A 25,604-nucleotide genomic window follows, 5' to 3' on the forward strand; every position below is an offset into this window, starting at 1 on the left:
ATGCGCAACTCGACCTGCTCGCGCACCAGCCGGTGCGGCACGCTGTAGTAATGGCCGTCGAGTTCAACGTGATAGTCGATGTTGACCCGGGCGCGCTTGAAGCGGGCGATGGGCATGCGAGCCGCCGGCAGGGGTTTGAGCAGCGGCCGATCCAAGGCCGCGAAGGCGCTGGCCCGGCAGCCGGGCAGTTTCTTGAACGGGCGAGCATTCAGGTCCGCCAGCAAGCTTCGGATGGCGGCGTTGAGCTCGGCCAGGGTGAAGAAGCGCCGATGCCGCAGCCGCGCCAGAATCCAACGCTCGACGATTTGCACGCCGACCTCCACCTTGGGCTTGTCGCGGGGATGAGCCGGGCGCGCCGGCAGCATCGCCACGTCGTAGTGGTCGCAGAACTCCTCGACCAGGCGGCCGGGCGTGGCTTCATAGCGGTCGGGCCGGGCGATCAGGGCGCGAGCCTGGTCCGGCACGATCAGCCGGGGCACGCCACCCATGAACTCCAGCGCATCCATGATGGCGCCGACCCAGTCGGCTGCTGTCTGTGTCGGCGTGGCGCAGGCGAAGGTGTAGTTCGAGGCGCCGAGCACGGCCACGAAGATCTGAGCCTGCCGGATCTCGCCGGTGACGGCATCGATCAGCGGCACGGTCTGGCCGGCGTAGTCGATGAACAAGCGCTCGCCAGCTGGGTGAACTTGGCGCATCGAACGCTTGAGGCTGGCGACCCAGGTGCGGTACTTCACGCAGAAGCTGGTGTACTTGTAGGCTTGCGAGCCGGCGTCGGTCAGGCCGCGCTGGTACTCCTCCCAGAGCAACTGTAGGGTGACGCCGGGGCGCTTGAGCTCCTGGTGGATGAGGGCGAAGTCGGGTTCAAGCTGGGTGCTGGACCGAGGAACAGCGGGGCCGTACAAGCGGGCCTCCAACGCGGCATCGTCCAGCGTCTGAGCCACGGCCCAATCGACGCCGGCGGCGCGGGCCTTCAGGACGACGCTATTGACGGTCGACTTGGCGATGCCCAGAACGCGCGAGCACTCGCGCATGCTCAGGTTTGACTCCAGGTGAAGTCTTAGGGTTTGTCGTAGTTGGCGCATGTGAATCCTGGGAGTGGGCATGAGAGACCGAAAAATCGGTCAGCATGCCCACGGTTCAGGTCACTTGCGCGCGCTCGGGGTGTCCGGGATCAGTTTGAAACGCTGCCCGCGATCAGCCTGAAATGGTGTCCGCCTTCGTCTGAAACGCTGTCCGCGTTCCGCTGAAATGGGTGGCCGCGATGGGCTGAAATACGCAGCTGACAAGATCGTGCTCGCGCCGGGTATGCGCTTTGATCTGCTGCCCGGTCAGACCGATCCCGCTCGCATGCCGCACGCCTGGTCGGCCGGCGTGCAAACCGAGCAGTTAGCCAAGCAATTGGCCGCGATGCGCGCCGGCGGCACGGTATTGCTGACGATACCCAAGACGCCTTACCGCTGCCCTCCCGGGCCTTACGAGCGAGCTTGTTTGGTGGCCGATTGGCTGAAGGCTAAGAAGCCTCGCAGCAAGCTGATCGTGCTGGACGCCAACCCCGACATCGTGGTGGAGAAAGACAATTTCTCTCAAGCGTTTTTCGGCTTGCATGCCAACGTGATCGAGTACCACCGCAATGTGGAAATATCTTCGGTCGATGAGCAACAGATGATGCTTTACACCAATGGCGGCGCGGTGCATGGTGACGTCATCAACTTGATCCCGCCGCAACGGGCTGGCAAGCTGATCGAGCAAACGGGCTTGGCCACCGCCACCAACGGGCGCTTTGCGCCGGTTGATGTGCTGAGCTATGCCAGCTTGAGCGCGCCAAAGATTCATGTCATCGGCGACTCCAGCGCCACCACGCAGCCCAAGGCCGGGCATATCGCTAACCAAGAGGCCAAGGTCTGCGCCGATGCGCTGGTGCGTTACTTCGGCGGCTTGGCGCCGGACCCTGCTCCGGTCACCAACTCGGCCTGCTTCTCGACCATCACGCGTACGCAGGCATCTTGGTTGAACGTGGTGTTTCAATACGATCCGGTGACAAAGACGATGCAGGCGGTGCCCGCCAGCGCGAGTGCTTCCCTTGGTTGGAGCGGTGACAACTTTGACGACATGAACGAATGGTTCAAGGCGCTGATGGCGGACTCGTTTGCCTGAATGGTCTGAATCTGAGCGCCCTTGTCTCTGCGGCGGTTTTTGTGTCCGGGCGCCTCGGCGTCCGGGGCAAAATTGTTCAGGGGGTTGCGCTGTGATGCAATATCGCCGGGAGTGCGCCCGCTTGGTGCATGGTCTGCGTTCACAATGCGCTGTGAATCGGCCCAGCCTTTGACACCCCATCCATTTGACCCATCAGCCCACACATGTCGCAGCTCGCTGTCCGCACAGGCGGCCTCACAAAAGATGCCCTGTTGATCAGGCTGCACGAAGCGCAGGTCCAAATGAATGCCTATGCGATGACATTCATCCTTGATGAGGGCTTCATCGTGTCAACAAGTTCCTACACCGTCGATCTCGAGATCCTCTCGCTCGCAGATCTTGGACTGCCGGCAGGCGCTCACTATTCTGAAGTCCTTGCGGTCGCCGCTGCGGCCGGCCTGCAGCCCTGTCCGGCCGAACTCGGGCCTCACATGAGGCTGCAACTGCTTGAGCAACTGGAAGACCGCACTGCCGACACCCAAACCGAGCGGGGAGCACCGCGGGGCTCGATCACGGTTGCATCCAAGCCCTTGAAAGAAGACGATGACTTCCCCAAAGGTTTGTACCTGCGGCGTCTCGACGGGTGTCTCTGGCTGCGCGGATATCGATCCTGGTCAGGCCATATCTGGCGCCCGGAGGATGTGTTCGCGTTTGCCCATAGGGCTTAACGGGCCTTTGCGGACCTTTGCGGGTCTCGCCGGCGACTGCCATTTGCGCAGCCGGAGCCATTGCCTCTTGCGCAGCAGTCAACCGTGAATCGCCGCCGCCACGATCTGCCCGATCGAGATGCACATGGCGGCGACGACGATCGCCAGCGCCATATTCTTGTGCTCAACGATCTCTTCCCAGAGCTTGTAAGGGGTCAGCTTGTCGATGATGACAAAGCTGATCCAGAAGACCAGCACGCCGATCACGGCATACAAGATAGAGCCCAGCACGACGGCCGGGCGTAACCACTCAAATCCACTCATACGCTACTCCTTGAAGTTTGCTTGTTTGGCGCGCCCGGCTGATCATTTGTGCCCGCCACCGCTGCTGCCCGAGCCACCATAGGACCCGCCGGTATAGCCTCCACCGCCAGGGTAGATGCGTGGTCCGCCGCTGCGCTGGCACTGCGCATATTCAGCGCTGGCTTCGCCGAAATTGTCTTTATAGCTTTGGCAATCGTCATTGCCGGCGCCGCAGGACTTCACCAGCATGAAGATGAAGAACAGCACAAACAGGCTCAGGATGATGTTGCGCATGGGGCGCTGCGAGCCGGTGTTGAAGCTCGACGTATCGCGGCTGAGTGCCCCAGCTTGGCTGGCATCGAGTTTGAAGGCCTTGGCCACCTCGGCGGCGTCGAGCTTGCGGCCCAGGCTCCAGGTGACTTCATCCGCGGTTTGCTCGCGGCTGAGCAGGGTGCCGGCTTGGCCACCGGCGGCTTCATAGTCGCTGACTTGCGCGATTTGATCGCGCGCCACCGGCCAATAGAACTCGCCCAGCACATGGGTGACCTTGGCCGCATAGCTCCAGCGTTTTCTGAAGCGCTGGCCCTGCCATTCGATGCGCTCACCTTGGCCCTGGGGTGAGCCGGTCAAGGGCCGCACCAAACTCCAACCTTCCTCGGTGTCCACCAGGAAGGCAAAGCCCTCCAATTTGTTGAACAGCAGGTACTCGCGCCAAAAAGTCTGTTCGTCATCGCTGCCGGCGGCCGGCAGATCGCAGCGCTCTTGGTAGCCCACCACCTGCCACGGCAGCTTGGCGCCCGTGCTGAGCGCCAAATTGCCGATATGGCCGACTCGGCCGAGCGGAATTTGCGGCTCGCGCCCGGCCACTTCTTGGGCGTAATGCGCGAGTCCGGCGCTTGTATCGGCGTTTGAATCTACGCCTGGGCCCTGCGAGATGTCCACCACCGCCTGGCACTGGCCGCAGACGATGGATTTGCTTTGCACCAGCTGCGGCGTCAGCGCCGCGCCGCAGCTCGGGCACTCTAGGCTGCGCGCCTTGAGTGCGGCTTCTTGCTTGTCCTCGCGCAGTCCGTGCAAGGCCAAGTCCTCGAAGCGTACCGGCCGTCCCAGCGACCACTGCACGCCGCCGTCCGCCCCGTAGTTCAAGGTGCCGACTTCGTCTTTGGCATTGCGCAGCTCGGCCAGCCAAGCTTCGGCGCCTAGCGCTGGCGGGCGCGGCAGCTCGCCTTGCGCGGCCAGGGTCTTGACCATTGTCAGCGCGGAAACGCGCCAGCTTGTGCCCGCCAGCACCAGCATATCGCCCAGCACCAGCTCATGGGACTGCGGCGGCGTCTCGTTCAAGCCCGACTCGAAGCTCAGCACAAATTGGCCGTTATCCTCGCTCAGCCAGGCACTCTTGCCCGAATCAAACAGCGCATGCCATTCGTTCCAGGTGCCGCTGCTGCCGCCCAGCTGCAAGCGCCCGAGCACGGTGAATGCATCGCCGGCAAAGCGCCCACCGGCACCCAGCTGCAGTGGTGAATAGTCTTCCAGCAGCTCGGCGCTGAGGCCAATTTTGCGCAGCACCGCGCCTTCGCGCAGCAAGCTACTGCGGCAAAAGGAACAGACGGCGCTGGCCGAGGCGGCGGAGGCGAACTCGACCGTCGCACCGCAGTTCGGGCAGGCTGCGCTCCAGCGGCGCTGCGCCGAGCCGGGGGAATCAGCTGGAGTCAAAGGAAATTCAGCCGAGTTTCTTCAGCAGATCGGTCTTCTTGGCGGCGAACTCCTCGTCGGTCAAGATGCCCTTGGCCTTGAGCTCGCCGAGCTTCTCCAGCAAGGCCATGATGTCTTCCGCGGTTTGTACCGGAGCTGCCGGCGCTGTTGCTGCTGCAGTTGGCGCGGCTTGGCCACCTAAGCCCGCTTGCAATTGCTGGGCCATCACTTGCCCCATGGCAAGACCTGCCCCCAGACCCATCGCGTCGCCGGCCACGCCACTTCCGCCGCCGCCACTGCCCGCACCTTCGGCAAACTTGGGGATCGCCTGCGCGGTCTGGTATTGCATGAATTGGCCCATGTTCTGGCCGATCATGCCCATGCCGATTTTCTGGTCGAGGATCTTCTGCAACTCCTCGGGCAGCGAGACGTTTTGCAGCGTGACGCTCTCCAGCTTCAGGCCTATCTTGGCGAACTCGGGCGCGGTGACGGCTTGCAGCTGCGCAGCAAACTCGACCTGATTGGCCGCCAGGTCAAGAAATGGGATGCCGGCCTGCGCGACCGCATCGCTGATGTGTTGCAGCATCATGCCGCGCAGTTGGCCGTCCAGGTCTTGGGCCGTGTAGCGCTCGCGCGTGCCCGAAATCTCGGTGTGGAAGAGCTTGGCGTCGGCAATGCGGTAAGCAAAGTTGCCAAAAGCTCGCAGCCGCACCGCGCCGAAATCCTTGTCGCGAATCGTCACCGGTTGCTGTGTGCCCCAGCGCTGGTCGATCTGTTGGCGGGTGCTGAAAAAGTACACATCGCTCTTGAAGGGCGACTCGAACAATTTGTCCCAGTTCTTCAGATAGGTCAGCACCGGCAGGGTCTGCGTCGTCAGCTTGTACATGCCGGGGCCGAATACATCGGCCACCTTGCCTTCGTTGACGAAGACGGCGATCTGCGACTCGCGCACGGTCAGCGAGGCGCCGTACTGGATTTCCATATCGGCAATCGGGAAACGCCAGGCCAGCGTACCGTCGGTGTCTTCGGTCCACTGAATAATGTCTATGAACTGTTTCTTGATGAAGTCCATCAGCCCCATGGTGTGCTCCTTCGTTGTAAGCGTGCGCCGCAGTATGCGACATCTGCGGCCCGGTTTTACTCTCCCTGTGGGTGATTTTCACGTGGCAGCGCAGGCACAATTCCGGCATGAAGCAAATTCCCCGTGTCAGCATCCAAACCGAAGACTTTGATCTGGGCGCACAAACGCTGGCCCTGCGTGGGCAAGACGGCGGCATAGGCGCTGTGGTGGCCTTTGTCGGCACCGTGCGGGATGCCAGTCATGGCCAGAACGTCAGTGCCATGGAGTTGGAACATTACCCCGGCATGACCGAGGCGGCGATCGAAAGCATGATTGACGCGGCCTTTGCGCGCTTTGACATTCGCGCCGCGCGGGTGATTCACCGCGTCGGCGCCTTGCTCGCCTGTGATCAGATCGTGCTGGTGCTGGTGGCCTCGGCGCATCGTGGCCAGGCTTTTCAAGCCTGCGAGTTCTTGATGGACTATCTGAAGACGCAGGCTCCGTTTTGGAAGAAGGAAACCACGCCCGACGGCGCCCATTGGGTCGACGCGCGCGACAGCGACGATGCGGCGCTGGCGCGCTGGGGCTTGGTCTCGAACAACGCCACCGTATGACGGCGGCCTTGTTCTTCCAGGCGGGTGCCGTCGCCGGCGGCGCGGCCGTCGGTGCGCTGCTGCGTTGGGCTACCGGCTTGTGGCTCAATGAGCGGTTCGCGAGTGTTGCGGGCTTTCCGCTCGGCACGCTGGTGGTCAATCTGGCCGGCGGCTTCTTGATAGGCATGGCGATGGCCTGGTTTGGCCGCAGCCCTAATGATTTACTCAAGCTGCTCTTGGTCACTGGCTTTCTGGGCGGCCTGACCACTTTTTCGGCCTTCTCGGCCGAGTCTTTGGCTCTGTTGCAGCGCGGCGAGGCGGGCCTGGCGCTGTGGCACGCGGCCTTGCACACGCTCGGCGGCCTGGGCTGCGCGGCGGCGGGTTGGCGCTTGATGCAGCAGGCTTAGCTCGCACTCGGGCTGCGGGTTTGCTCGCTTACTCTTGATCTTTTGTTGCCTTATATTGCAGATATATTAGTAAATATGATGCATGGACGCAGAAGCCGAGAGGAAAAATTTGAACGCGAAGAAACGATTTGGGGCAGCCGGCACTCAGGCTTGCAGGGACATAGGTTTGGCGATCGGCGTGCTGCTGAGCATGGGTCTCTTGGGGGTGGCGCAAGCCGCTGCCTCTGAGTCCAATCCAGCGGCTGGTGCGCTAGGCGGCGCGGACCAGGTCATGAGTCGCAGCCACCGCTGCAGTGCCACGCTGGACCTGCGCTCGCAGTCCTTGAGTGCGCAGCAAGAGCAAGCCATCTGCCGCGAGTTGGCCGAGATTGAAGCGCGCTTTCACCGGCTGTTCGGTACCGAGGGCAAGCCGGTCAAGCATGATTTGAACAACTCGTTGCGCGCCAATATCTACGCCTCGGCCGATGAATTTGTTCGTTATGCGGGTGCGCATTTCAATATGCCGACGAACAATGGCGGCATGTATCTGGAAGGCCTGCCCGAGCAGAGCGGCAATAGGGCCGAGTTTGTTGCCAACCAAAACAAGGACGGCAGCGTGCGCAATCTCGGGCACGAGTATGTTCACTATCTGGACGGGCGCTTCAACCTCTATGGCGACTTTTGCGCCAATCTGCATGACTCCCATGAGCCGCCGGAGAACTGCGCCAAGCCCGCGCCGCAAACACCCTATCTGATCTGGTGGACCGAAGGCGTGGCCGAGTACATCGCGCGCGGAGCCGATCACCCCAAAGCCTTGAAACTGGCGGGCAGCAAGGCCTTCACCCTGAGTCAGTTGTTCGACACCGGCTATATGAGCAATAGCGGCGATGAGCGCGTCTATGCCTGGGGTTACTTGGCCGCACGTTTCATGATCGAGCAGCAGCGGTCCAAGCTGGAGCAGATGCTGAGCTTCACCCGCAGCGGCGACTACCCGCGCTACCAGGCGCTGCTGCGCGGCTGGGGCAAGAGCTTGGATGGGGAGTTTGCGACGTGGCTGGACGGCCTGAGCCCGGCGGCGGCGTCAATCAAGGCTGAGTGAGACAAGGGATGCAGGCATTGCCCTGCATCCAAGTGCCGTCTCAAAAGCTCTTCTTCGCTACCTTTTTATGTGCGTCATTGACCAGCATCAGCGCCGCTGAGCCGTAGTACTTGTGGTACTCGGCCACCATCTCGCCGCTGCTGATGACGGGGTCGGTGCCCGTGAGCAGCTTGGCTTCCTCGATATCGCTGACGGCCAATACGAACAAACCTCGCCACCCGTCCACGCCGTCCAGTGGGCCGGCCAGAGCCAGCTTGCCCTCGGCCGCGAGACTGTTGATATTGGCGAAGTGGCCCTTGAACATGGCGCTGCGCGCCTCGCCCGCCGGCATCGGAGTCGGCCCGGTCTTGAGGATCACCAGCACATAGCGCCGCATGCCGTATTCGTCCGCGCCTACAGCTTGAGCCAACTCGGCGTCATAAATCGCGGCAGGCGGCTTGGGTGTAACAGCGGGCTGAGGCGTTTGGGCGAGCGCGGCGCCCCAGGGTAAGCACAGCGTTAGGCTGGCAATGAGCATTCGCATGGCGGGCATCTCCTTTGGGGTTCGGGCAATGCTACGCCAGGCCTGGGCTGAGCGCTTGTCCGTCAACTGTGAGGGCGCCGCTTGCGATTTACATGTTTGGCCAGCGATAGGTTTGTGGCTCAACGCCAGCGATGCAGCCCGTCAAAGTCCTCTTTACTCAAGGCAAGGCCTTGCTGGCGCAGGATGGCGTAAGCGCAGCTCAGGTGAAAGAAGAAGTTAGGCAGTGCGAACTGGCAGAGAAAGTCTATGCCCGGCAGTTCTATCGTGGCGTGGCCCGCGTCACTGCTGATCGACCTAGCCTCGGCGCCTGCAAACTGCTCCGGCGTCAATTCCGCCAACCAAGCTTGGCGAGCAAGGATCATGGCCTGCAGCCCACTCAAACCGGCCGGATATTCGCCGAAGGCGGGCACGTCCCGCCCCAAGAGTGGCGCCAGGGCCCGCAACACAAATCCGCCGGCCACCTCGACTTGGGCCCGCAGCGGCAACATATCGGCTGCCAGCCGAGCGGCGAGCAAATCGCCCTCCGACAGGGCTCCCGCCTCGATCTGCGTTTGAGCCATATCAAGCATTGCACTCAATTGGCCAAGATAGCGTTGAAAAACCGGCACCGAAGCCGCATAAAGGTTCAAGCTCATAAATTCAGGACGGGCTGAGTTGTTTGCGGCGATTGTCAGAGCAAAGCCCGGCGGCACAAGCGAATCGCGCAGCCTGCCCCTTGAATTCAGGCCAGGCCCGCCTCATTTGCCAATCAAGTTTTAACCGGAGGATTGATTCATCATGCGCCCCGACAAATTCACCACCCGTTTCCAAGAAGCCCTGGCCGATGCGCAGAGTGCGGCTGTTACGCGCGGCAACCCCTATATCGAGCCGGCCCATTTGCTGCTGGCCATGCTGGCGCAGGAAGATGGCCCCAAGGCCTTGTTGGAGCGAGCGAACGTCAAGACCGCCGCCCTCAAGACCGCGCTGGACACCATCGTTGCCGGCTTGCCGAATGTGCAAGGCGAGGGCCAGCAGGTTGGCGCCGGGCGCGACCTGGTGTCGCTCTTGCAAGCGGCCGAGAAGGAAGCCTCCAAGCGCGGAGACCATTTCATTGCCAGCGAGATGTTCTTGCTGGCGCTTTGCGATGCCAAGACCGATCTGGCCGGCATTGCGCGTGGCCATGGCCTCAGCCGCAAGGCACTTGAGACCGCAATCGAGGCAGTGCGCGGTGGCCAAAAAGTCGACAGCCAGGAGTCTGAAGGCAACCGCGAGGCCTTGAAGAAATACACGCTGGATCTGACCGAGCGCGCACGCGCCGGCAAGCTCGACCCGGTGATTGGGCGAGACGATGAAATTCGCCGCTCGATCCAGGTCTTGCAGCGCCGCACCAAGAACAACCCGGTCTTGATCGGCGAGCCCGGTGTGGGCAAGACGGCCATCGTCGAAGGCCTGGCGCAGCGCATCGTCAATGGCGAGGTGCCCGACTCGCTGAAGAACAAGCGCATCTTGGTCTTGGACATGGCGCTGCTTTTGGCCGGCGCTAAATACCGTGGCGATTTCGAGGAACGTCTGAAGTCGGTCTTGAAGGAAGTGGCGCAAGACGAAGGCCAGACGATTCTCTTCATCGACGAAATCCACACCATGGTCGGTGCCGGCAAGGCTGAGGGCGCGATCGACGCCGGCAATATGCTGAAACCCGCTTTGGCGCGTGGTGAGTTGCATTGCATCGGTGCGACCACGCTGGACGAATACCGCAAATATGTGGAGAAAGACGCGGCGCTGGAGCGGCGCTTCCAGAAGGTGCTGGTCGATGAGCCCAGCGTCGAGGCGACGATCGCGATCCTGCGCGGCCTGCAAGAGAAGTACGAGGTTCACCACGGCGTCGAGATCACCGACCCGGCCATCATCGCCGCGGCCGAGCTGAGCCACCGCTACATCACCGACCGCTTCCTGCCCGACAAGGCCATCGATCTGATCGACGAGGCGGCGGCCAAGATCAAGATCGAGATCGATTCCAAGCCCGAGGTGATGGACAAGCTCGATAGACGCATGATCCAGCTCAAGATCGAGCGCGAGGCGGTGCGGCGCGAGAAGGACGAAGGCTCGATCAAGCGCTTTGATCTGATCGAGGTGGAGCTGCTCAAGCTGCAGCGCGAGTACAACGACCTCGAAGAGATCTGGCTCGCCGAAAAGGCGCAGGCGCAGGGCTCGGCCCATGTGAAGGAAGAGATCGACCAGATCCGCCAGCAGATCGAGGAATGGAAGCGCAAGGGCGATTTCAACAAGGTCGCCGAGCTGCAATATGGCCGCTTGCCTGAGCTGGAAACCAAGCTCAAGGATGCGCAGGCCAAGGAAGCCGGCAAGTCAGGCAAGAACGCCGCGCCCGGCGCGCGGCCCAGCTTGTTGCGCACCATGGTCGGTGCCGAGGAAATCGCCGAGGTGGTGGCGCGCTCGACCGGCATTCCGGTCTCCAAGCTGCTGCAGGGCGAGCGCGACAAGCTCTTACAAATGGAAGGCAAGTTGCACCAGCGCGTGGTCGGCCAGGACGAGGCGATCACGGCGGTGGCCGATGCGATCCGCCGCTCAAGGGCGGGTCTTTCTGATCCAAATCGGCCGCTCGGCTCCTTCTTGTTCCTCGGCCCCACCGGCGTCGGCAAGACCGAGCTGTGCAAGGCCTTGGCGGGATTCTTGTTCGACAGCGAAGAGCACCTGATCCGCATGGACATGAGCGAGTTCATGGAGAAGCATTCGGTGTCGCGCCTGATCGGCGCGCCACCGGGCTATGTCGGCTATGACGAAGGCGGCTATCTGACCGAGGCGGTGCGGCGCAAGCCCTATAGCGTGCTGCTGCTGGACGAGGTCGAGAAGGCGCACCCGGATGTATTCAATGTGCTGCTGCAGGTCTTGGACGATGGCCGCCTGACCGACGGGCAAGGCCGCACGGTGGACTTCAAGAATACCGTCATCGTGATGACCAGTAACCTCGGGTCTCAGCAGATCATGGGTCTGGTCGGCGAGCCCAAGGAAGTGATCCGCGAGGCGGTCTGGGGCGAGGTGAAGGCGCATTTCAGGCCGGAGTTCTTGAACCGGATTGACGAGACGGTGATCTTCCATGCGCTTGACGCCAAGAACATCGCGGCGATCGCCAAGATTCAGCTGCAGATTCTCGAATCAAGGCTGGAGAAGCTGGAGATGAAGTTGGACGTCAGCGACGAGGCGCTGGCCGAGCTGGCCAAGGTCGGGTTCGATCCGGTGTTTGGCGCAAGGCCGCTCAAGCGCGCGATCCAGCAGCGGGTCGAGAACCCCTTGTCCAAGCTGATCCTGCAGGGCAAGTTTGGCCCCAAGGATGTGATCCCGGTCGACGTGCTGGACGGCGAATTCCACTTCGGGCGAGTGGTGCACTGAGGCTTGCTCTTCAGACGGCCCCGTCAAAGGGCCGTCGCTTGCTTCACGGTGGCTTGTGCGCTCTGATAATGGGGGATTGATTGATTCAATCCTCCTTTAAAAAGGCGTTCAGCGCCCGTCACGCCTATGTTCTCTCCTGTTGTTGAGTCTTTTTGGCAAAGCCAATTCCTTGCCGAGACAGCGGTTTTCGACAGTGAACGCATGAGCGTGCACATCAAGCCCGAACTGGAGGAGGCGCGCCGGCTGGTCTCGCTCGAGCGCGCGGAGGGCAAGCTGATGGTGGCCATGAAGCCGGCGTTGGCGCAGCAGATCGGCTTGTTGTCACAAGACCAGAACTTGACGCCTGAAAGCTTGCGGCTGACCTTGCAGGCCGCCGGCATTGCCCTGCACGGGGCGGATCATGTTTTCCATTTCAGCGAGGCGGCATTGGCGGCCTTGTTGGCTGAGCCTCAGGCCGCGCACATCCGTCCTTTGAGTGCTGCCGATGAAAAACTGTTTGCCGCATTCCAGTCGCAGGCAAGTGAGCAGGATTTGGATGATGCTTGGGTCGAGCTGGATCACTGGGCGGTGTTTGGCGCCGTTGATGCGCAGGGCCAGCTGATGTGCGCGGCCAGCATGTACCCCTGGGACGGCGCGCAAATCGCGGACATCGGTGTTTTGACCTTGCCTGCCTTTCGCGGCCAAGGCCAAGCGCGTCGGGTGGTGCGAGCCATTTGTCGCCATGCGGCTCAAGCCGGGTTGCAAACCCAATACCGCTGCCAACTTGACAACGCGGCCTCGATTGCCTTGGCCCAGGCCGTCGGTTTGAGTTTGTATGGCAATTGGGACGTGATCGCGCAGGACGTGGATGCATAGGCCAAACCGGCAAGCGGCCGGTGGCCTTGTGTGTAGAACGTGCTGCTGGTGATGCCGCTCAAATAACGCATTCGCGCAGCGTCGGGCCGGTTTGCCCCTACGCACGGCTGCGATGTGCCGGGCATCGCCTGACAAGTCAAACAGTTGCCGCCACTGGTGAATCTTTTCGCCTAGGGTATTTCACAGGCTTGAGCCTAGCGGCGCGCTGCTACATTCCTCACCCGTGAGATTCAGAGAACGCAAGGCGCCGGAGAGCGTCTGCGCCAGTTGACGCTATCGCTTAGGGAGGGTTTTTGATGAGCAATGATTTGAAGTCCATGCTGGCTGTTGCCGGCTTGGCAATCGGTTTGGCCGTGAGTTCGGGTGCCGCGCTGGCAGAGAATACGAATCTGGCGCCGGGCTTTACTCAGCTGGCCAAGGCCGCCAAAGTGGTGGTCATGCCGGTAGACGTCGAGCTGTTCTCGATGTCAGCCGGTGGCGTCAATGAACCGCGAGCCGATTGGACAACGGCGGCCCACGGACATATGAAAGCCGCCCTGGCCAGCAAGTCTAAGAAACTCGGGTTTAGCGCGGAGCCCATGAGCGAGGGGGCGGCCGACGAGTTTGCCGAACCCATTGCCCTGCATGCAGCAGTGGCGCGTTCAATTGCCTTGCATCACTCGGTGGGTGGAGTTTGGGCGCTTCCGACCAAAGAAGGCAAGTTGGATTGGAGCTTTGGCGATGCAATGAAGCAGTTGCAAGCCACGACGGGCGCGCAGTACGGCCTCTTTGTCTGGGTGCGAGACAGTTATGCCACCGCCGAGCGCAAGTTGGCGATGGCGGGCCTGGCGCTGCTGGGCATAGGTCTGGCAGGGGGTACTCAGACCGGTTATGCATCGCTGGTTGATCTGAACAGTGGCCAAGTGATGTGGTTTAACCGGCTGGCGCGTGCCAGTGGCGATCTGCGTGAGGCCGAAGCAGCGGCCGAATCTATCGAGGCCTTGCTGGCCGGCTTTCCCAAGGTGCAATGAAGCGCCGTGGGCTTTTGGCGGCCCTTGGCATAGGCTGCGCCCATTGTTCTGCAATGGCTCAGGGCAGCGCTTGGTTGGCGCCTGCTCGGTTTGCCAAGCCTGACGCGGCAAGCGACGAGGGCGGGCTTTGGGCCATGATGGACCGGGAGGAAGCTCGGCTGCGGCGCAGCCCCTTCATGTTGCGCGATGCCCCGCTGCGCGACTACATCCAGGACATTGCCTGCAAACTTGCTGGCGAGCATTGTGCCGATGTGCGCGTCTATCCGGTTCGCACGCCCTTTTTCAATGCCAGCATGGCGCCGAACGGCATGATGCAGATATGGAGCGGCTTGCTGCTGAGAGTCGACAACGAGGCTCAGCTGGCTGCGGTGATCGGTCATGAGATCGGCCACTATATGCAGCGCCATACCTTGGAGAAGCTGCGTGATGTCAAGGCGCGCAGCGCCTTTGGTATGTTCATGGGTATGTTCGGTGTGGTGGGTCTGGTTGGTCAGCTGGCCATGTTGTCGGGTGCTTTTGGTTTCTCGCGCGACCAGGAGCGCGAGGCCGACGGCATCGGCTTGGATCTGATGCGCAAGGCCGGCTACGACACTCGCGAGGCCGCCAAGGTCTGGGAGAATTTGCGCGCAGAGGCCGCCGCCGCTCACGATCCCTCAAGATCCAGTCCGATGTTTGCCACCCACCCGGCGTCTGAAGAGCGCAGCGCGACCCTGGCGCGCCTTGCAGCGGCGGACGGCGGGGGCTTTGTCGGGTTTACAGAGTTGAGTAGCCGGCTGGCTGGCCTGCAGCAGCTGATGCTGGAGGATGAATTGCGGCGCGGCCAACATGGCGAAACCCTGGTCTTGCTGGACCGGCTGATAGCTCGTTCGCCCCAGCGCAGTGATCTTCTGTATTTCCGCGGCGAGACAAGGCGACAGCGGGCCGCCGGGGATGACGGTGACCGGGCACTGCAAGATTTCGAGCAGGCCCTGCAACTCGGTCAGGAACCGGCGCAATTGCACCGCGCCTTGGGTTATCTGTACCAAGGTCGCGCCAAGCCAGAGCAGGCCCGAGAGGCCTTTGCCCGTTATGTCGAGCTGGCCCCCGAGGCCGCTGACCTCGCGTTGATCAAGAGTTTTCTATGAGGGAGTATTCGATGATGAAAAACAAGAATCTGGCAGGCCTGTTGGCCGCCGCGACTTTGGTGCTGGTGCTGTCGGGTTGCGCCGCCGTCAGCAAAGTGTCCACGGGTGACGCCTTGGTTGGTGACCGTATGGCGCTCAAGTTAGACACATCCTGGAACCAATTCGAACGTGGTTTGGGTAACGATACCCCGACCTGGACCGTTGAAGGCGTGACCATAGACGCTTTGCAGTTCTATGTGGGTATCAAGGACGGGCAGCCGATTGCCAAGCTGCCTGACGCGGCCAAGAACCAGAAGCCGTTGAATTTCAAGTCTTCCATGCAAGCCGCCGATGTGGTGGCGCTCTATCAGGCGATGTTGACCCGTGATGGCTCAAGCTTCGAGCTTGTCAAGCTTGAGCCGGCCGAGTTCCTGGGCGGCAAGGGCTTTCGCTTCGAGTACGCGCTGAATCGCAAGGTCGATGATGTTCCGATGCGCGGCCTGGCCTATGGGACGGTGCAAAAGGGCGAACTGTTCGTGATCCATTACAGCGCGCCGCGCCTGGTGTTCTTCCCTCGCTACCAAGCTCGCGTCGAGACTCTGGCTCGAGGTGCCAAGCTAAAGTCGTGAGAGCGGGAGGGCGGGCCGCCGATCACGGCGCCGGCCCTAGAGCTTCGTTTCGTATCGCGCGGATTTGATCCTCAAGCTATGACCTTGGCTTGACCTGAAAAGCGCCCTCGCGATCAGGAAAACAGCGCTCTAGCGCAGTCCCGTGCGCGTTGCGGCACGCTGCCTGCCAAGGCAATGGCCGGGCTTGAGCGGCCGGGCTGCAGCAGCTGCTCGAACACCGCCTGCACCTGCGCGCCCGTGACCGCTCGCATTTGGGCCATCGTTTCTTGGGGCTCGCGCAGGCGGCCGAAGTTGAACAACTCTTGCGCGGCGGCTTCCATGCGCCGCGCCGGCTGCTCCAGCGCCCGCAGTCCGCGCACTTGCAACTGCTTGCGCGCACGCGCCAGCGCGACCTTGTTCAGCGGCCCGTCGGCCTGACGCTGCAGCAATTGCTGCACCGCTTTTAAGAACTCCTCGGCCTGGGCCGGTGCGGTCGCGCCCTCGATCAAAAACTGGCCGTAGAGCGGCAGGATGTCGGCTGAGCAGGCGACGTGATAGGCCAGCCCGCGGCGCTCGCGGATCTCGTCCAGCAGCGGCGAGCTCATGCCCTCGCCCAGCAGGGCAGCAGCCAGCACATGCGGCAGATGCCGTTTGCTCTTGTACTCGCCCAGGCTGGGCGCTTCAAAACCCAGCATCAGCTGGCATTGGCCGCTGCCGGCCATGCGCCGCGTTTTCATGCCGCCCAGCCAGAGCGGCGCGCTCAGCGCATTCGGCTGACCCTCAGGCATGGCGCCGAAGAACTGCTCAACCAGCCGCGTGAACGCCTCAGCGTCCACCGGTCCGGCCACGGCCACCACCACATTGCTGGCGGTGTACTGGGCCTGGACGTAGGCCAGCAGTTCATCACGGCTGAAGCGCAGGATATTGGCGCGCGTGCCGATGATGGGGCGACCGGCGGCATGGCGCTGACCGTAGCAAGCGCGGTCCAGCAATTGGAAAACCACGCTGCTGGGGTCGTCTTCGAACTCGTTGAACTCCTGTTCGATCACGCGCCGCTCACGTTCCAGCTCATCGGCCGGAAAGCTGCTGTTCAGCACAATGTCAGCCAGCCAGGCCACAAAGGCCGGCAAGTCAGCCGGCAAGCCTTCGATGTGAAAAGCGGTATGGTCCTTGTCGGTGTGGGCGTTGACCTCGGCGCCCATGGCCTCCGCGTCGAGGTTGATGCGCTGGCAATCACGGCTCGCCGTGCCTTTGAAGGCCATATGCTCGACGACATGGCTGATGCCGTTCAGCCGGGAGCTCTCATCAAGGCTGCCGGTGCGTATGAAGACGCTCAGGCTGACCGTTTGGCGCCAGGGCATTGGTATCACCACGGTGCGCAGGCCGTTGGCCAGCGTTTCGAATTGGGCGCTGTGGTTGGGGTGTAAGGCGGTCAAATTGTTCAAAATTGTCAATGTGGATCGTTCGTTATCAAGCGGGAGAGGGCTGAGCCGGCTCAATTGTTCAAGCTCAGCCCGCGCCGCTTCAAATAGGGCTCCAGCTTCGGCTTCGAGCCGACCATGGTTTCAAACTCCGCCATGATGTCTTTGCTGCCGCCGATAGCCAGCACATGGCGCTTGAGCTGCTCGCCGACCTGGCGGCTTAAGCCCCCGTTTTTCTCTATCCACTCGACCGTGGTCGCATCCAGCAGCTCGCTCCACAGATAGCTGTAGTAGCCGGCCGAATAGCCGCCGACCATATGGCTGAAATAAGGCGAGCGGTAGCGCGGTGCGACCAAGGTCTGCGCGGGGCCAAAGCCTTCTTGTTCCAGCACGCGAGCTTCAAACGCCATCACCATTTCGGGCTTGGGGACTTCGGCCAAGCTCAGCTGATGCCAGCGCTGGTCAAGCAGCGTCGCGCCCAGGTACTCGGTGGTGGCATAGCCCTGGTTGAAAGTGCCCGCGCCCAGCACCTTGTTCAACAAGGCCTCGGGCATGGGCGCGCCGGTCTGATGATGGCGGGCGTAGTGCTTGAACACCGAAGGCCAGGTCTGCCACATCTCGTTGACTTGGGAGGGGAACTCGACATAGTCGCGCGGCGTGCCGGCCAGGCCAGGGTAGCGGATGTCGCTGAGCATGCTGTGCAGGTTGTGGCCGAACTCATGGAACAGGGTTTTGGTCTCGTCCCAGGTCAAAAGCGTGGGCTGACCGGCCGCAGGTTTGGGGATGTTCATGTGGTTGCCGACGACCGGCTTTTCGCCGAATAGGCGGCTCTGCCGCACATAGCCGTTAGCCCAGGCGCCGCCGCGCTTGCTGGGGCGGGCGTAGAAGTCAAACAACAGCAGCGCCTGCGTCTTGCCGTTCGGCGCGAAGACCTCCCAGACCTGCACATCGGGGTGGTAGACCGGCAGATCGTGGCGCCGCTTGAAGTTGAGACCGAAGAGCTCGGTGGCGGCATGGAAAACACCGCGCTCCAGCACCGTCTGCAATTCAAGGTAGGGGCGCAGCTGCTCACCGTCGTAGCCATGTTGGACGGCACGCAGACGCTCGCTGTAGAAATCCCAGTCCCAGGCCTGCAAGGCGAAACGCGGCTTGCCGGCGGCGTCTTGTTCCTGGTCGGCCAGCTGTTGCAGCGCTGCCTGTTCCTTGCGTGCCGAGGCCACTGCGGCAGGTGCGAGTTGGCGCAGCAGCGCATTGACCGTCTTGACCTCCTTGGCGGTCTGCTCCTGCAATTCAAAGTCGGCATAGGTGGCAAAACCCAGCAGCGCGGCGCGCTCGGCGCGCAGGGCGGCAAAGCGGCTGACCAGGGCGGTGGTGTCGTTCGCATCGCCCTGGCTGCCGCGTGCAATCGAAGCCTTGTAGAGCTGCTCGCGCAGGTGGCGGTACTGCAAACGGTGCAACAAGGGCTGGCCGGTGGTGTTTTGCAGCGCTATTCGAAAGCGCCCATCGGCTTGCTTCAGCGCGTCGATTTCGGCATCGCTTAGACCTGTCAGCGCAGCGCGGTCGGTGATGAACAAGGCCGCGTCGTTGACGCCGGCCTGCACCTTGCGGTTGAACTCGGCACCCATCTGCGCGAGTTCACTATTGATCTCGCGCAGGCGCTGCTGCTTGTCGAGGGGCAATTCGGCGCCGGCGCGGCGCAGATTGCGGTGCATGCGCTCCAGCAGGCGTTGCTGCTCGGCGTCGAGTTTGGGTTTGGCCTTGAGTAGCGAGTCGATGCGGGCGAACAGACGCGGGTCCAGCGCGATGCGGTCGCGGTGCGCTGCCATCTCGGGCGCAAAGCGTTGCTGCAAGGCTTGGCGGGTCGGGTTGTTGTCGGTGCCGCTGAGGCTGCCCAGCATGTTTTGCGTGCGGCCAAGCAGGCGGCCTGCGCGCTCCAGCGCTTCCACCGTGTTCTCGAAGGTCGGCGCCGCCGGATTGCGCAGGATGGTGTCGACTTCACGCCAGTGCAGCGCCATGCCGGCCTGCAGCGCCGGCGCGAAATCGGCGTCTTGGAGCTGGTCGAAATGGGGGTAGCCGAGCGGCAGGGTCGAGGGCTGCAGCAGCGGGTTGTCACGTGCGCCGGCTGAGAAGCTGCTGGCGAGCAAGACGGGAAGCAATAAGGGGAGCAGGAGTTTGCGCATGAGGCGTGTCGAGGGCGGATTGGGTCAGGTGGGCTGCAGTATCGCCGCGAGCTGCCCACCGCGATCCGGGTGAAAACGCTGCGGCTTGGCAGAGTTAACTGAGATTTATCCGCGAGAATCTAGCCTGTCCGCCATTCACGGCGCCTTTGAAAACAGCAGTCGAAAAAGATCATGACCGAAGAAGCCAAGCCAGAAACCATCGCAGCCCCAGCCCCAGCCCCAGCCCCAGCCCCAGCCGCTGAAAAGCCCGCCATCCCCGACCGCCTGTCGGTGGACGAGCGCAGCCCGCATTTCAACGCGGCCGTGTTCCAGCATGAAATCGGCATTCGCCTGAACGGCAAAGAGCGCTCCGACGTCGAGGAATACTCGATCAGCGAAGGCTGGGTGATGGTGCGCGCCGCCAAGACGCGCGACCGCAAGGGCAACCCGCTGATGATGAAGATCAAGGGCAAGGTCGAAGCGTTTTACAAATAAGCAGCTGACCGGGCGTCGCCACGATCACCAGCGCGATTGGTGATCCTCGGTCACGCCGAGCAAGCCTTTGACGGCGAAAGGCAGGGCGTCTTTTGAGGCCTTGACCTGGCCACTGAACGTGCCGACCGGCTGGATGTAATGGCTAGCGGCGATGAATAGATTGCGGTCTTCCTGGCGCGCGCCCTCCGGGCTAAAGCTCAAATCGAGCAGACCGTCATCGGTGCTGACGCGCCAAGGCGCCATGGGCTGCTTGGGCTCAAACTCAAAACGCGCCGCGCCCAAGGGGATCAATTCCCCCTGCAGCCAGAGCGCGTTCTCGTTGGCGCCGAAATAGCCGTTCTGCAAATTGAAGCCAACTTCCGGGCTGTGCGCGCAGGCCCAGCGCCAATCGGTGTTGCGGGCCAATAGCCCATTGGAGGCATCCACGCTGGCGATCGCATCGTCCAGTGAGAAAGCTTGGCCGCCGACCTTCAACTGGCCTTTGACCATCAGCGCCGGGCTCTTTTGCGTCGCATGGGCCACGCCGCCGTTTTCTATCCGGCCTATGGCCAAGAGCATGGGCGCGGCGTCAGTCAAGCTCAACTCGGCTTGCAAGTCGATGCCAGCGGTTTGTACCTTCAGACTCAGTGTGTCCTCAGGCTGATGACGCAGACTCAGGCGCGCGCCAGGGCCGCGAAACCAGCTCTCGCATCCGCTCAGCGGCTGATCCGACACGCGGCATTGCAGGCCCGGCAAACCGTCTTGGCGCCAATTGGCTAACAGGCTCTTGCTGCGGCGCTCGAACACATAGGCGAATGCGGTGCAGGTCCAACCCAGGTCGACGATGGCCACGCCGATGAACAACTCACCATTGCCCAGCCCCACATAGTGCCAGCGCTTGTGATGCAGGCGCTGCCACAAGGCCGAGCGCCGATGAGGCTCGCTCAAGGCGCGCCAGTCAATCGTCGCGATGCGTCCGGCATAACGGCCGATTGCCGGTGCGCCGTCTATCACCACCTCGGGCGGTGGCGCCGGCAAGCGGCTGCGGGCTTCAGTCATAGTGGGTCTCTCAAATGCTGTTTGCGCCAATTCGCTGGGGCCATGCCGGTCCATTGACCGAAGGCGCGCGTGAAGGCACTTTGCTCGGAAAAACCCAAGAGCAGAGCGATCTCGCTGAGCTCCAGATCGGGGCTGCGCAAATAGGCTTCGGCGAGTTGCCGGCGCGTGCCGTCCAGCAGCGCTTGGAAGCTCAGGCCTTGCTCGGCCAGGCGCCGCTGCAGGCTGCGCGTGCTGAGGTGGTGGGCCCGCGCCAGCGCGTCCAGCGAGGTGTGGCCTTCGCGTATCAAGGCCACCAAGCTGAGCCGGAAGGCCGCAACGGGTGCCGCCACCTGGCTGACCGCTTGCAACAAGGCTTCAGCTTGGGCGTCCAGCAGCGCCAAGAGGGCAGGGTCAGACTTGCGCAGCGGCAGTGAGAGGTCTTGCGTCGCCAGCAGCAGCCTTGTCGAAGGCTGTTCAAAATAGACCGGGCAGCCGAAGAAGCTCAAGTAAGGCGAGGTATCGAGCGGCCTTGGGTTGACGAAGTCGACCTGCAGCGGCGCCAGCCGCCGACCGGTGAAGTCACGCGTTAGCTGCACCAGCGAGGCCAGCGCGGTCTCGTCCACCAAGGCGCCGGGGCGCCCGCGTGCCGTGCCCCATTCAATGCACAGGCCTTGCGCGGTGAGCTCGACCTGTGCCGGGTTGACGTCATAGACCGAGTTGTGAAAGCGCTCCAGGCGCTGCAGCGCCGCGAACAAGTTTGGGCAGGCCAGCGCCGCGAAGCCCACCACCCCGAAATGCCGCGCGCTGATGCCAGCGGCCAAACGCAAGCTCAAAGCAGGGCGTGGGTCCAGCGCTTGGGCCAGATCCAGTGCAGCGCGCCATGTGGGAAGAGCCACAAAATGGCCGCTGGGCAAGGGGCCGAGCAGCTTGTGGGGGTCAAGCCCCAGCCCGCGCAAATACTCGTAGAGCAGATGCACATAGGAGGCGGCAAGGCGGGCTTCGGTCATGGGGCATGATGATGCCGCAGCGCAGCGCTCATCACAGCCGTGGTTTACCCCGCGCCAACTTGGCGCGTATGGTCAAGGCAAAACGCACATAAGCTTGCAAGATCGGCAGCTCGGTTTGAACCAAAAGGCCTGTGAAGACATGGAACCCTTGCTCGATTTTTTTCGCCAGCATCTCGACCCACGCGACCTGACCCTGCTGCTCTTGTCTCCGCTGTTCATGCTGAGCATCGCGCTGGAGGCCTGGCGCTTTCGCAAGGTGCCCGGCGTTTACACCTGGCGCGACACCTTCATGAGCATGAACAGCGGCGGCAGCTATCTGTTCGTCGATTTATTGCTGGTGATTGTCTTGGTGATCCCGGCGATGCAGTGGGTCTATCAGTTCCGGCTATGGACGATAGAGATCACGCCCTGGACCTTTTTTGCGCTCTTTATGGGCGTTGAACTGTTGTATTACGGCTTTCACCGCGCCAGCCACCGCATCCGCTGGTTCTGGTGCGCCCATGTCGTGCATCACGGCTCCGAGCATATGAACTTCACCACCGCGCTGCGCCAGAGCTGGTTCTATGCGATTGCCGGCAATTGGTTGTTCTACACGCCCATGGTCTGGCTGGGCTTCGAGCCGCATTGGGTCTTGTTTGCGCTGTCTCTGAACCTGGGTTATCAGTTCTTTGTGCACACGCAATGGGTGGGCAAGCTGCCGGCCTGGTTCGAGTGGCTGTTCAACACGCCTTCGCATCACCGTGCGCACCATGGCCGCAACCCCGTTTATATAGACCGTAACTTCGGCGGCACCTTGATCATTTTTGACCGTCTGTTCGGCAGCTTTGTGCCGGAACAGGAGGCGGTTGACTATGGGCTGGAGCATCCGGTGCCGACCAATAATCTGGTCTGGCTGAATGTGCATGAATGGGCGGCGATGTTGAAGGACATGCGGCGCGAGCTGCGCGAGAAGGGCTCGTGGTGGCTGGCTTTCAAGCATTTGTGGGCGCCGCCGGAGTGGGAGCGGGGGGATGTGGCTTAGCTCATGAAAACCTGGACTTGACGTTTTCATCCCTTCCATCCCCTTCATCCTGGCCAATGCTTCCCTGAAGGCAGCGATTTACTGCACGTTGCAGATGTCGCCCGGCCAGACTTGTCGGGTGGCACATTTGAGAAGAAGCACTTTCAGCCTGGATGGAGGGGATGAAGGGGATGGGGCCTAGCGGTATCGCTCTTCACGGCGTGGCGGCCTTCCATCATTGAAGTTTTTCGCCAATTCGACCCTGAACCGATGGTCTGCAAGCCTTGCCGTTCATGCGACAGTTCGAAGCTAATGGTTGGAGCGCGGCAACTGACCCCGGCGAACATGCAACACAGATGCACACTTGACAAGTTTCGGGCTCGAGACGCCAGCAGTCTGTATCGCTTGCTTGTGGACCCAGCTGTGAGGACCTTTCTTGGTGGTCCAGTCGAGCCTTCCCTTGCTCTGGAGCGCGTGCGGGCTCAGCTGGAGAACAATAGCGACTTGCCCGCCTGGGCCATACGACCCTTGAGCGCGGAGCCAAACCAATTGGCGGGTGTGGTGTCCTTGGATTCCCACCACGACGGCTTCGATGTAGAGCTCTCGTACGCGCTGCTTCCCGAGTACCAGGGTCTTGGCTACGCTGCCGACGCAGCTCGACTTGCGTTGAACCATGCGTTCGAGGTCATGCGCCTACACCGCGTCGTCGCCGAAACCCAGACCGCAAATGGGCGGTCGGTGCTGCTATTGGCGCGTGTCGGCATGTCTTGTTTGAAGACGACCATTCGGTTCGGTGCGCCGCAAAGCATCTTCGTGATGAACAACCCTATGACGCAGGATTCTCGCTGCGCGGTCTCTTAGGGTTGGGCCAGGTCTCGGATCTTTAGGCAGGACTTGACCCCCGGCATCGTGCGGGTAGACCGGTCTCGCCCTTACCCCTATTTGATCGGCCTGCGAAGCCTGTCTTTAGAATCCAGCCTCCTGCCCCTGCATGGCGCCTTCAACAAGGCGCCGGAAGCCCACGAATGAATGCTGCTGCTGCCAAGTCGAAAACGCCCGCTCCGCCGGTGTCACCCGTTGTGATCGTGGGAGCCGGTTTGGCCGGTTTGACAGTGGCGCTGCATCTGGCCGACACGGTGCCGGTGGTCGTGCTGGCCAAGCGCGAGTTGACCGAAGGCGCCACCGCCTGGGCGCAGGGCGGCATCGTCGGCGTGCTGGGCAATGACGACAGCATCGAGTCCCATGTGCGCGACACCCAAGATGCCGGAGCTGGCCTTGTAGATGTCGATACTGCCCGCTTCATCGCCGAGCGCAGCGCCGCGGCGGTCGAATGGTTGGTCAACCAGGGCGTGCCCTTCACGCCCGATGACGACGGCCCGCTTGGCTTGCACCTGACACGCGAAGGCGGCCATGCGGTGCGTCGCATCGCCCATGCGGCAGACGCCACCGGCAAGGCCATCCACGACCAGCTGTTGGCCGCCGCCAAGGCCCACCCGAACATCACGCTGCGCCAGCGCTGGATGGCGCTGGATCTGATCACTTCGCGCCATGTGCAGCGCGAGGAAGAGCCGCGCTGCTATGGCATCTACGCGCTGGACATTGACACCCAGCGCGTTGAAGCGCTGCCGGCGCGTGCGGTGGTGCTGGCCACCGGCGGTGCCGGCAAGGTTTACCGTTACACCACCAACCCGGACACGTCCACTGGCGACGGCATCGCGATGGCCTGGCGGGCCGGTTGCCGGGTCGCGAACATGGAGTTCATCCAGTTCCACCCGACCTGCTTGTACCACCCGCAGGAGCGCAGCTTTTTGATCACCGAGGCGCTGCGCGGTGAGGGCGGCTATTTGAAGCTGCCCGAGCATGTCGGCGGGGGCCGCTTTATGGCCGCTCATGATGCGCGGATGGAGCTGGCGCCGCGCGACATCGTGGCCCGTGCGATCGACTTCGAGATGAAGAAACACGGCGTCGACCATGTGTGGCTGGACGCCACCCATCTGGGCGAGGCCTTTTTGAAGGAGCATTTCCCGACCGTCCATGCGCGCTGCCTGAGCTTAGGCATAGATATCGCCAAGCAGCCGATTCCGGTCGTGCCGGCCGTGCATTTCACCTGTGGTGGCGTGGTCACCGATCTGGCCGGGCGCAGCGATATGCCAGGTGTCTATGCGGTGGGTGAGACGGCTTACACCGGCCTGCATGGTGCCAACCGCCTGGCCAGCAACTCGCTGCTGGAATGCGTGGTCTTGGGTCAGACCTGTGCCGATCACATCTTGGGCCTGCCGGCAACGGAGCCTGCGCCCTTGCCGGGTTGGGATGAAAGCCAGGTCGAAGACGCCGACGAGCAGGTCGTCATCGCGCATAACTGGGATGAGCTACGGCTCTTGATGTGGAACTATGTCGGCATCGTGCGCACCACCAAGCGGCTGGAGCGGGCGTTGCACCGCATCGCCTTGTTGCGCGGCGAGATCGATGATTACTACGCCAATTTCCGCGTCACCCGCGATTTGCTGGAACTGCGCAATCTGGTCGATTGCGCCGAGCTGATCGTGCGCTCGGCACTCTTGCGCCATGAAAGCCGCGGCCTGCATTACAGCCGCGACTATCCGCTGACGCTGCCGGTCAGCTTCCCGACGGTGTTGATGGCCGAGCGAGGTTTAAGGAAACTCTAGGGCTTGGCGCGTAGCGCCAGCCTGGCCTGCACGAAGTTGAACGCGTAGCCAACCGATTCATCGATGGCCGAGTCAATCTCGCGCCGCTCATGCTCGGTCAGGTAGAACAGAAAGTCCACCGCATGGCGGATATAGCGCGGCGGCAGGCGGTTCAGAGCGACGCAGGCCACGTCGCAGAGCAGATCGCTGTCGGCGGCAATGGCCGGGAACTGTGGCGCCAAGGCCATCACGGCCCCGAGTACCTCGCGTTCATGGTGGTTGTAGATCGAGCTGAAGTCTTGGTTCATGGGGCTAAGCCTCCGTCAAAGATTCCCACACGATAAACGCTTTTTGCTCTCAGCGGGTCGCTGAAATGCCCTGATCCGGCCGCCTATTTGTCGTCG

25 protein-coding genes are annotated in these 25,604 nt (G+C 62.2%); 14 read left to right on the forward strand and 11 right to left on the reverse strand.

Features of this window, described 5'->3' with window-relative positions; genetic code table 11:
• The coding region (gene istA, locus PRZ03_RS03060) for an IS21 family transposase (RefSeq protein WP_273598980.1) at window positions 1–1,103 on the reverse strand (1,103 nt) is incomplete at its 3' end.
• A gap of 145 nt (window positions 1,104–1,248) precedes the next feature.
• Here istA and PRZ03_RS03065 point away from each other — a divergent pair.
• Window positions 1,249–2,154, forward strand: coding sequence for an NAD(P)/FAD-dependent oxidoreductase (locus PRZ03_RS03065; protein ID WP_273598981.1), 906 nt, complete (start codon window positions 1,249–1,251; stop codon window positions 2,152–2,154).
• A 203-nt stretch (window positions 2,155–2,357) separates the two neighbouring features.
• Window positions 2,358–2,861, forward strand: coding sequence for a hypothetical protein (locus tag PRZ03_RS03070; RefSeq protein ID WP_273598982.1), 504 nt, complete (start codon window positions 2,358–2,360; stop codon window positions 2,859–2,861).
• Window positions 2,862–2,939: 78 nt separating this feature from the next.
• Here the strand turns inward: PRZ03_RS03070 and PRZ03_RS03075 are convergent, their stop codons facing one another.
• The 3 genes from PRZ03_RS03075 to PRZ03_RS03085 are packed head-to-tail and all read right to left on the reverse strand — an operon-like array spanning window position 2,940 to window position 5,916.
• Complete coding sequence (locus PRZ03_RS03075; RefSeq protein ID WP_263531723.1) at window positions 2,940–3,164, reverse strand: DUF350 domain-containing protein; 225 nt, start codon at window positions 3,162–3,164, stop codon at window positions 2,940–2,942.
• Window positions 3,165–3,206: 42 nt separating this feature from the next.
• Complete coding sequence (locus PRZ03_RS03080) at window positions 3,207–4,856, reverse strand: DUF4178 domain-containing protein (protein ID WP_273598983.1); 1,650 nt, start codon at window positions 4,854–4,856, stop codon at window positions 3,207–3,209.
• A gap of 7 nt (window positions 4,857–4,863) precedes the next feature.
• Window positions 4,864–5,916, reverse strand: coding sequence for an SPFH domain-containing protein (locus PRZ03_RS03085; RefSeq protein WP_263531725.1), 1,053 nt, complete (start codon window positions 5,914–5,916; stop codon window positions 4,864–4,866).
• Window positions 5,917–6,023: 107 nt separating this feature from the next.
• Here PRZ03_RS03085 and PRZ03_RS03090 point away from each other — a divergent pair, with 107 nt between their 5' ends.
• From PRZ03_RS03090 to PRZ03_RS03100, 3 genes are all read left to right on the forward strand, one after another.
• Window positions 6,024–6,509 carry a molybdenum cofactor biosynthesis protein MoaE gene (locus PRZ03_RS03090; protein WP_273598984.1) on the forward strand — a complete coding sequence of 162 codons (486 nt, stop codon included), beginning with the start codon at window positions 6,024–6,026 and terminating at the stop codon, window positions 6,507–6,509.
• Window positions 6,506–6,895 carry a fluoride efflux transporter CrcB gene (gene crcB / locus PRZ03_RS03095; protein ID WP_273598985.1) on the forward strand — a complete coding sequence of 130 codons (390 nt, stop codon included), beginning with the start codon at window positions 6,506–6,508 and terminating at the stop codon, window positions 6,893–6,895. Before PRZ03_RS03090 ends, crcB begins: the two co-directional genes overlap by 4 nt.
• 109 nt (window positions 6,896–7,004) lie before the next feature.
• A complete protein-coding gene (locus PRZ03_RS03100; protein ID WP_273598986.1) occupies window positions 7,005–7,973 on the forward strand; it encodes a collagenase in 969 nt (322 codons plus the stop codon).
• 40 nt (window positions 7,974–8,013) lie between these two features.
• Here the strand turns inward: PRZ03_RS03100 and PRZ03_RS03105 are convergent, their stop codons facing one another.
• On the reverse strand, window positions 8,014–8,496 hold the full coding sequence (locus PRZ03_RS03105; RefSeq protein ID WP_273598987.1) for a YciI family protein: 483 nt from the start codon (window positions 8,494–8,496) through the stop codon (window positions 8,014–8,016).
• A 119-nt stretch (window positions 8,497–8,615) separates the two neighbouring features.
• On the reverse strand, window positions 8,616–9,131 hold the full coding sequence (locus PRZ03_RS03110; RefSeq protein WP_273598988.1) for a DUF1993 domain-containing protein: 516 nt from the start codon (window positions 9,129–9,131) through the stop codon (window positions 8,616–8,618).
• Between the two features lie 142 nt (window positions 9,132–9,273).
• Here PRZ03_RS03110 and clpB point away from each other — a divergent pair, with 142 nt between their 5' ends.
• The 5 genes from clpB (at window position 9,274) to PRZ03_RS03135 (ending at window position 15,477) form a co-directional block, all read left to right on the forward strand.
• The gene (gene clpB / locus PRZ03_RS03115) at window positions 9,274–11,880 is read left to right on the forward strand and encodes an ATP-dependent chaperone ClpB (RefSeq protein ID WP_273598989.1); all 2,607 of its coding nucleotides are present in this window, start codon (window positions 9,274–9,276) and stop codon (window positions 11,878–11,880) included.
• Between the two features lie 201 nt (window positions 11,881–12,081).
• Window positions 12,082–12,735, forward strand: coding sequence for a GNAT family N-acetyltransferase (locus PRZ03_RS03120; RefSeq protein ID WP_273598990.1), 654 nt, complete (start codon window positions 12,082–12,084; stop codon window positions 12,733–12,735).
• A 296-nt stretch (window positions 12,736–13,031) separates the two neighbouring features.
• Window positions 13,032–13,745, forward strand: a complete 714-nt coding sequence (locus PRZ03_RS03125; RefSeq protein ID WP_263531733.1) for a hypothetical protein — start codon at window positions 13,032–13,034, stop codon at window positions 13,743–13,745.
• 53 nt (window positions 13,746–13,798) lie between these two features.
• Window positions 13,799–14,869, forward strand: coding sequence for a M48 family metallopeptidase (locus tag PRZ03_RS03130; RefSeq protein ID WP_273598991.1), 1,071 nt, complete (start codon window positions 13,799–13,801; stop codon window positions 14,867–14,869).
• Between the two features lie 11 nt (window positions 14,870–14,880).
• A complete protein-coding gene (locus tag PRZ03_RS03135) occupies window positions 14,881–15,477 on the forward strand; it encodes a hypothetical protein (RefSeq protein ID WP_273598992.1) in 597 nt (198 codons plus the stop codon).
• A gap of 113 nt (window positions 15,478–15,590) precedes the next feature.
• Here the strand turns inward: PRZ03_RS03135 and PRZ03_RS03140 are convergent, their stop codons facing one another.
• Together PRZ03_RS03140 and PRZ03_RS03145 are read right to left on the reverse strand one after the other, a co-directional pair.
• Window positions 15,591–16,901, reverse strand: coding sequence for a M16 family metallopeptidase (locus PRZ03_RS03140; protein WP_273598993.1), 1,311 nt, complete (start codon window positions 16,899–16,901; stop codon window positions 15,591–15,593).
• A gap of 50 nt (window positions 16,902–16,951) precedes the next feature.
• Window positions 16,952–19,057: a M3 family metallopeptidase gene (locus PRZ03_RS03145; RefSeq protein WP_273598994.1), complete on the reverse strand. Its 2,106-nt coding sequence runs from the start codon at window positions 19,055–19,057 to the stop codon at window positions 16,952–16,954.
• A 171-nt stretch (window positions 19,058–19,228) separates the two neighbouring features.
• On the opposite strand from PRZ03_RS03145, the gene PRZ03_RS03150 reads away from it, so the two are divergent.
• On the forward strand, window positions 19,229–19,531 hold the full coding sequence (locus PRZ03_RS03150; protein ID WP_273598995.1) for a DUF3297 family protein: 303 nt from the start codon (window positions 19,229–19,231) through the stop codon (window positions 19,529–19,531).
• A gap of 24 nt (window positions 19,532–19,555) precedes the next feature.
• Here the strand turns inward: PRZ03_RS03150 and PRZ03_RS03155 are convergent, their stop codons facing one another.
• Both PRZ03_RS03155 and PRZ03_RS03160 read right to left on the reverse strand, forming a co-directional pair.
• Entirely contained in the window at window positions 19,556–20,569 is a 1,014-nt protein-coding gene (locus tag PRZ03_RS03155) for a DUF2804 domain-containing protein (RefSeq protein WP_273598996.1), read from the reverse strand.
• Window positions 20,566–21,555, reverse strand: coding sequence for an AraC family transcriptional regulator (locus PRZ03_RS03160; protein ID WP_273598997.1), 990 nt, complete (start codon window positions 21,553–21,555; stop codon window positions 20,566–20,568). The genes PRZ03_RS03155 and PRZ03_RS03160 overlap by 4 nt, the downstream gene beginning before the upstream one ends.
• Before the next feature lie 139 nt (window positions 21,556–21,694).
• On the opposite strand from PRZ03_RS03160, the gene PRZ03_RS03165 reads away from it, so the two are divergent.
• The 3 genes from PRZ03_RS03165 (at window position 21,695) to nadB (ending at window position 25,221) form a co-directional block, all read left to right on the forward strand.
• Window positions 21,695–22,576 carry a sterol desaturase family protein gene (locus PRZ03_RS03165; protein WP_273598998.1) on the forward strand — a complete coding sequence of 294 codons (882 nt, stop codon included), beginning with the start codon at window positions 21,695–21,697 and terminating at the stop codon, window positions 22,574–22,576.
• Window positions 22,577–22,900: 324 nt separating this feature from the next.
• Window positions 22,901–23,416: a GNAT family N-acetyltransferase gene (locus PRZ03_RS03170; RefSeq protein ID WP_273598999.1), complete on the forward strand. Its 516-nt coding sequence runs from the start codon at window positions 22,901–22,903 to the stop codon at window positions 23,414–23,416.
• A gap of 164 nt (window positions 23,417–23,580) precedes the next feature.
• Complete coding sequence (gene nadB / locus PRZ03_RS03175) at window positions 23,581–25,221, forward strand: L-aspartate oxidase (protein ID WP_273599000.1); 1,641 nt, start codon at window positions 23,581–23,583, stop codon at window positions 25,219–25,221.
• Here the strand turns inward: nadB and PRZ03_RS03180 are convergent.
• Entirely contained in the window at window positions 25,218–25,508 is a 291-nt protein-coding gene (locus PRZ03_RS03180; protein ID WP_273599001.1) for a late competence development ComFB family protein, read from the reverse strand. The genes nadB and PRZ03_RS03180 overlap by 4 nt on opposite strands.
• Window positions 25,509–25,604 lie beyond the last annotated feature (96 nt).

The sequence above is a fragment of the Roseateles albus genome, from assembly GCF_028595345.1.
In the GTDB taxonomy this organism is placed as follows: domain Bacteria; phylum Pseudomonadota; class Gammaproteobacteria; order Burkholderiales; family Burkholderiaceae_C; genus Paucibacter_A; species Paucibacter_A albus.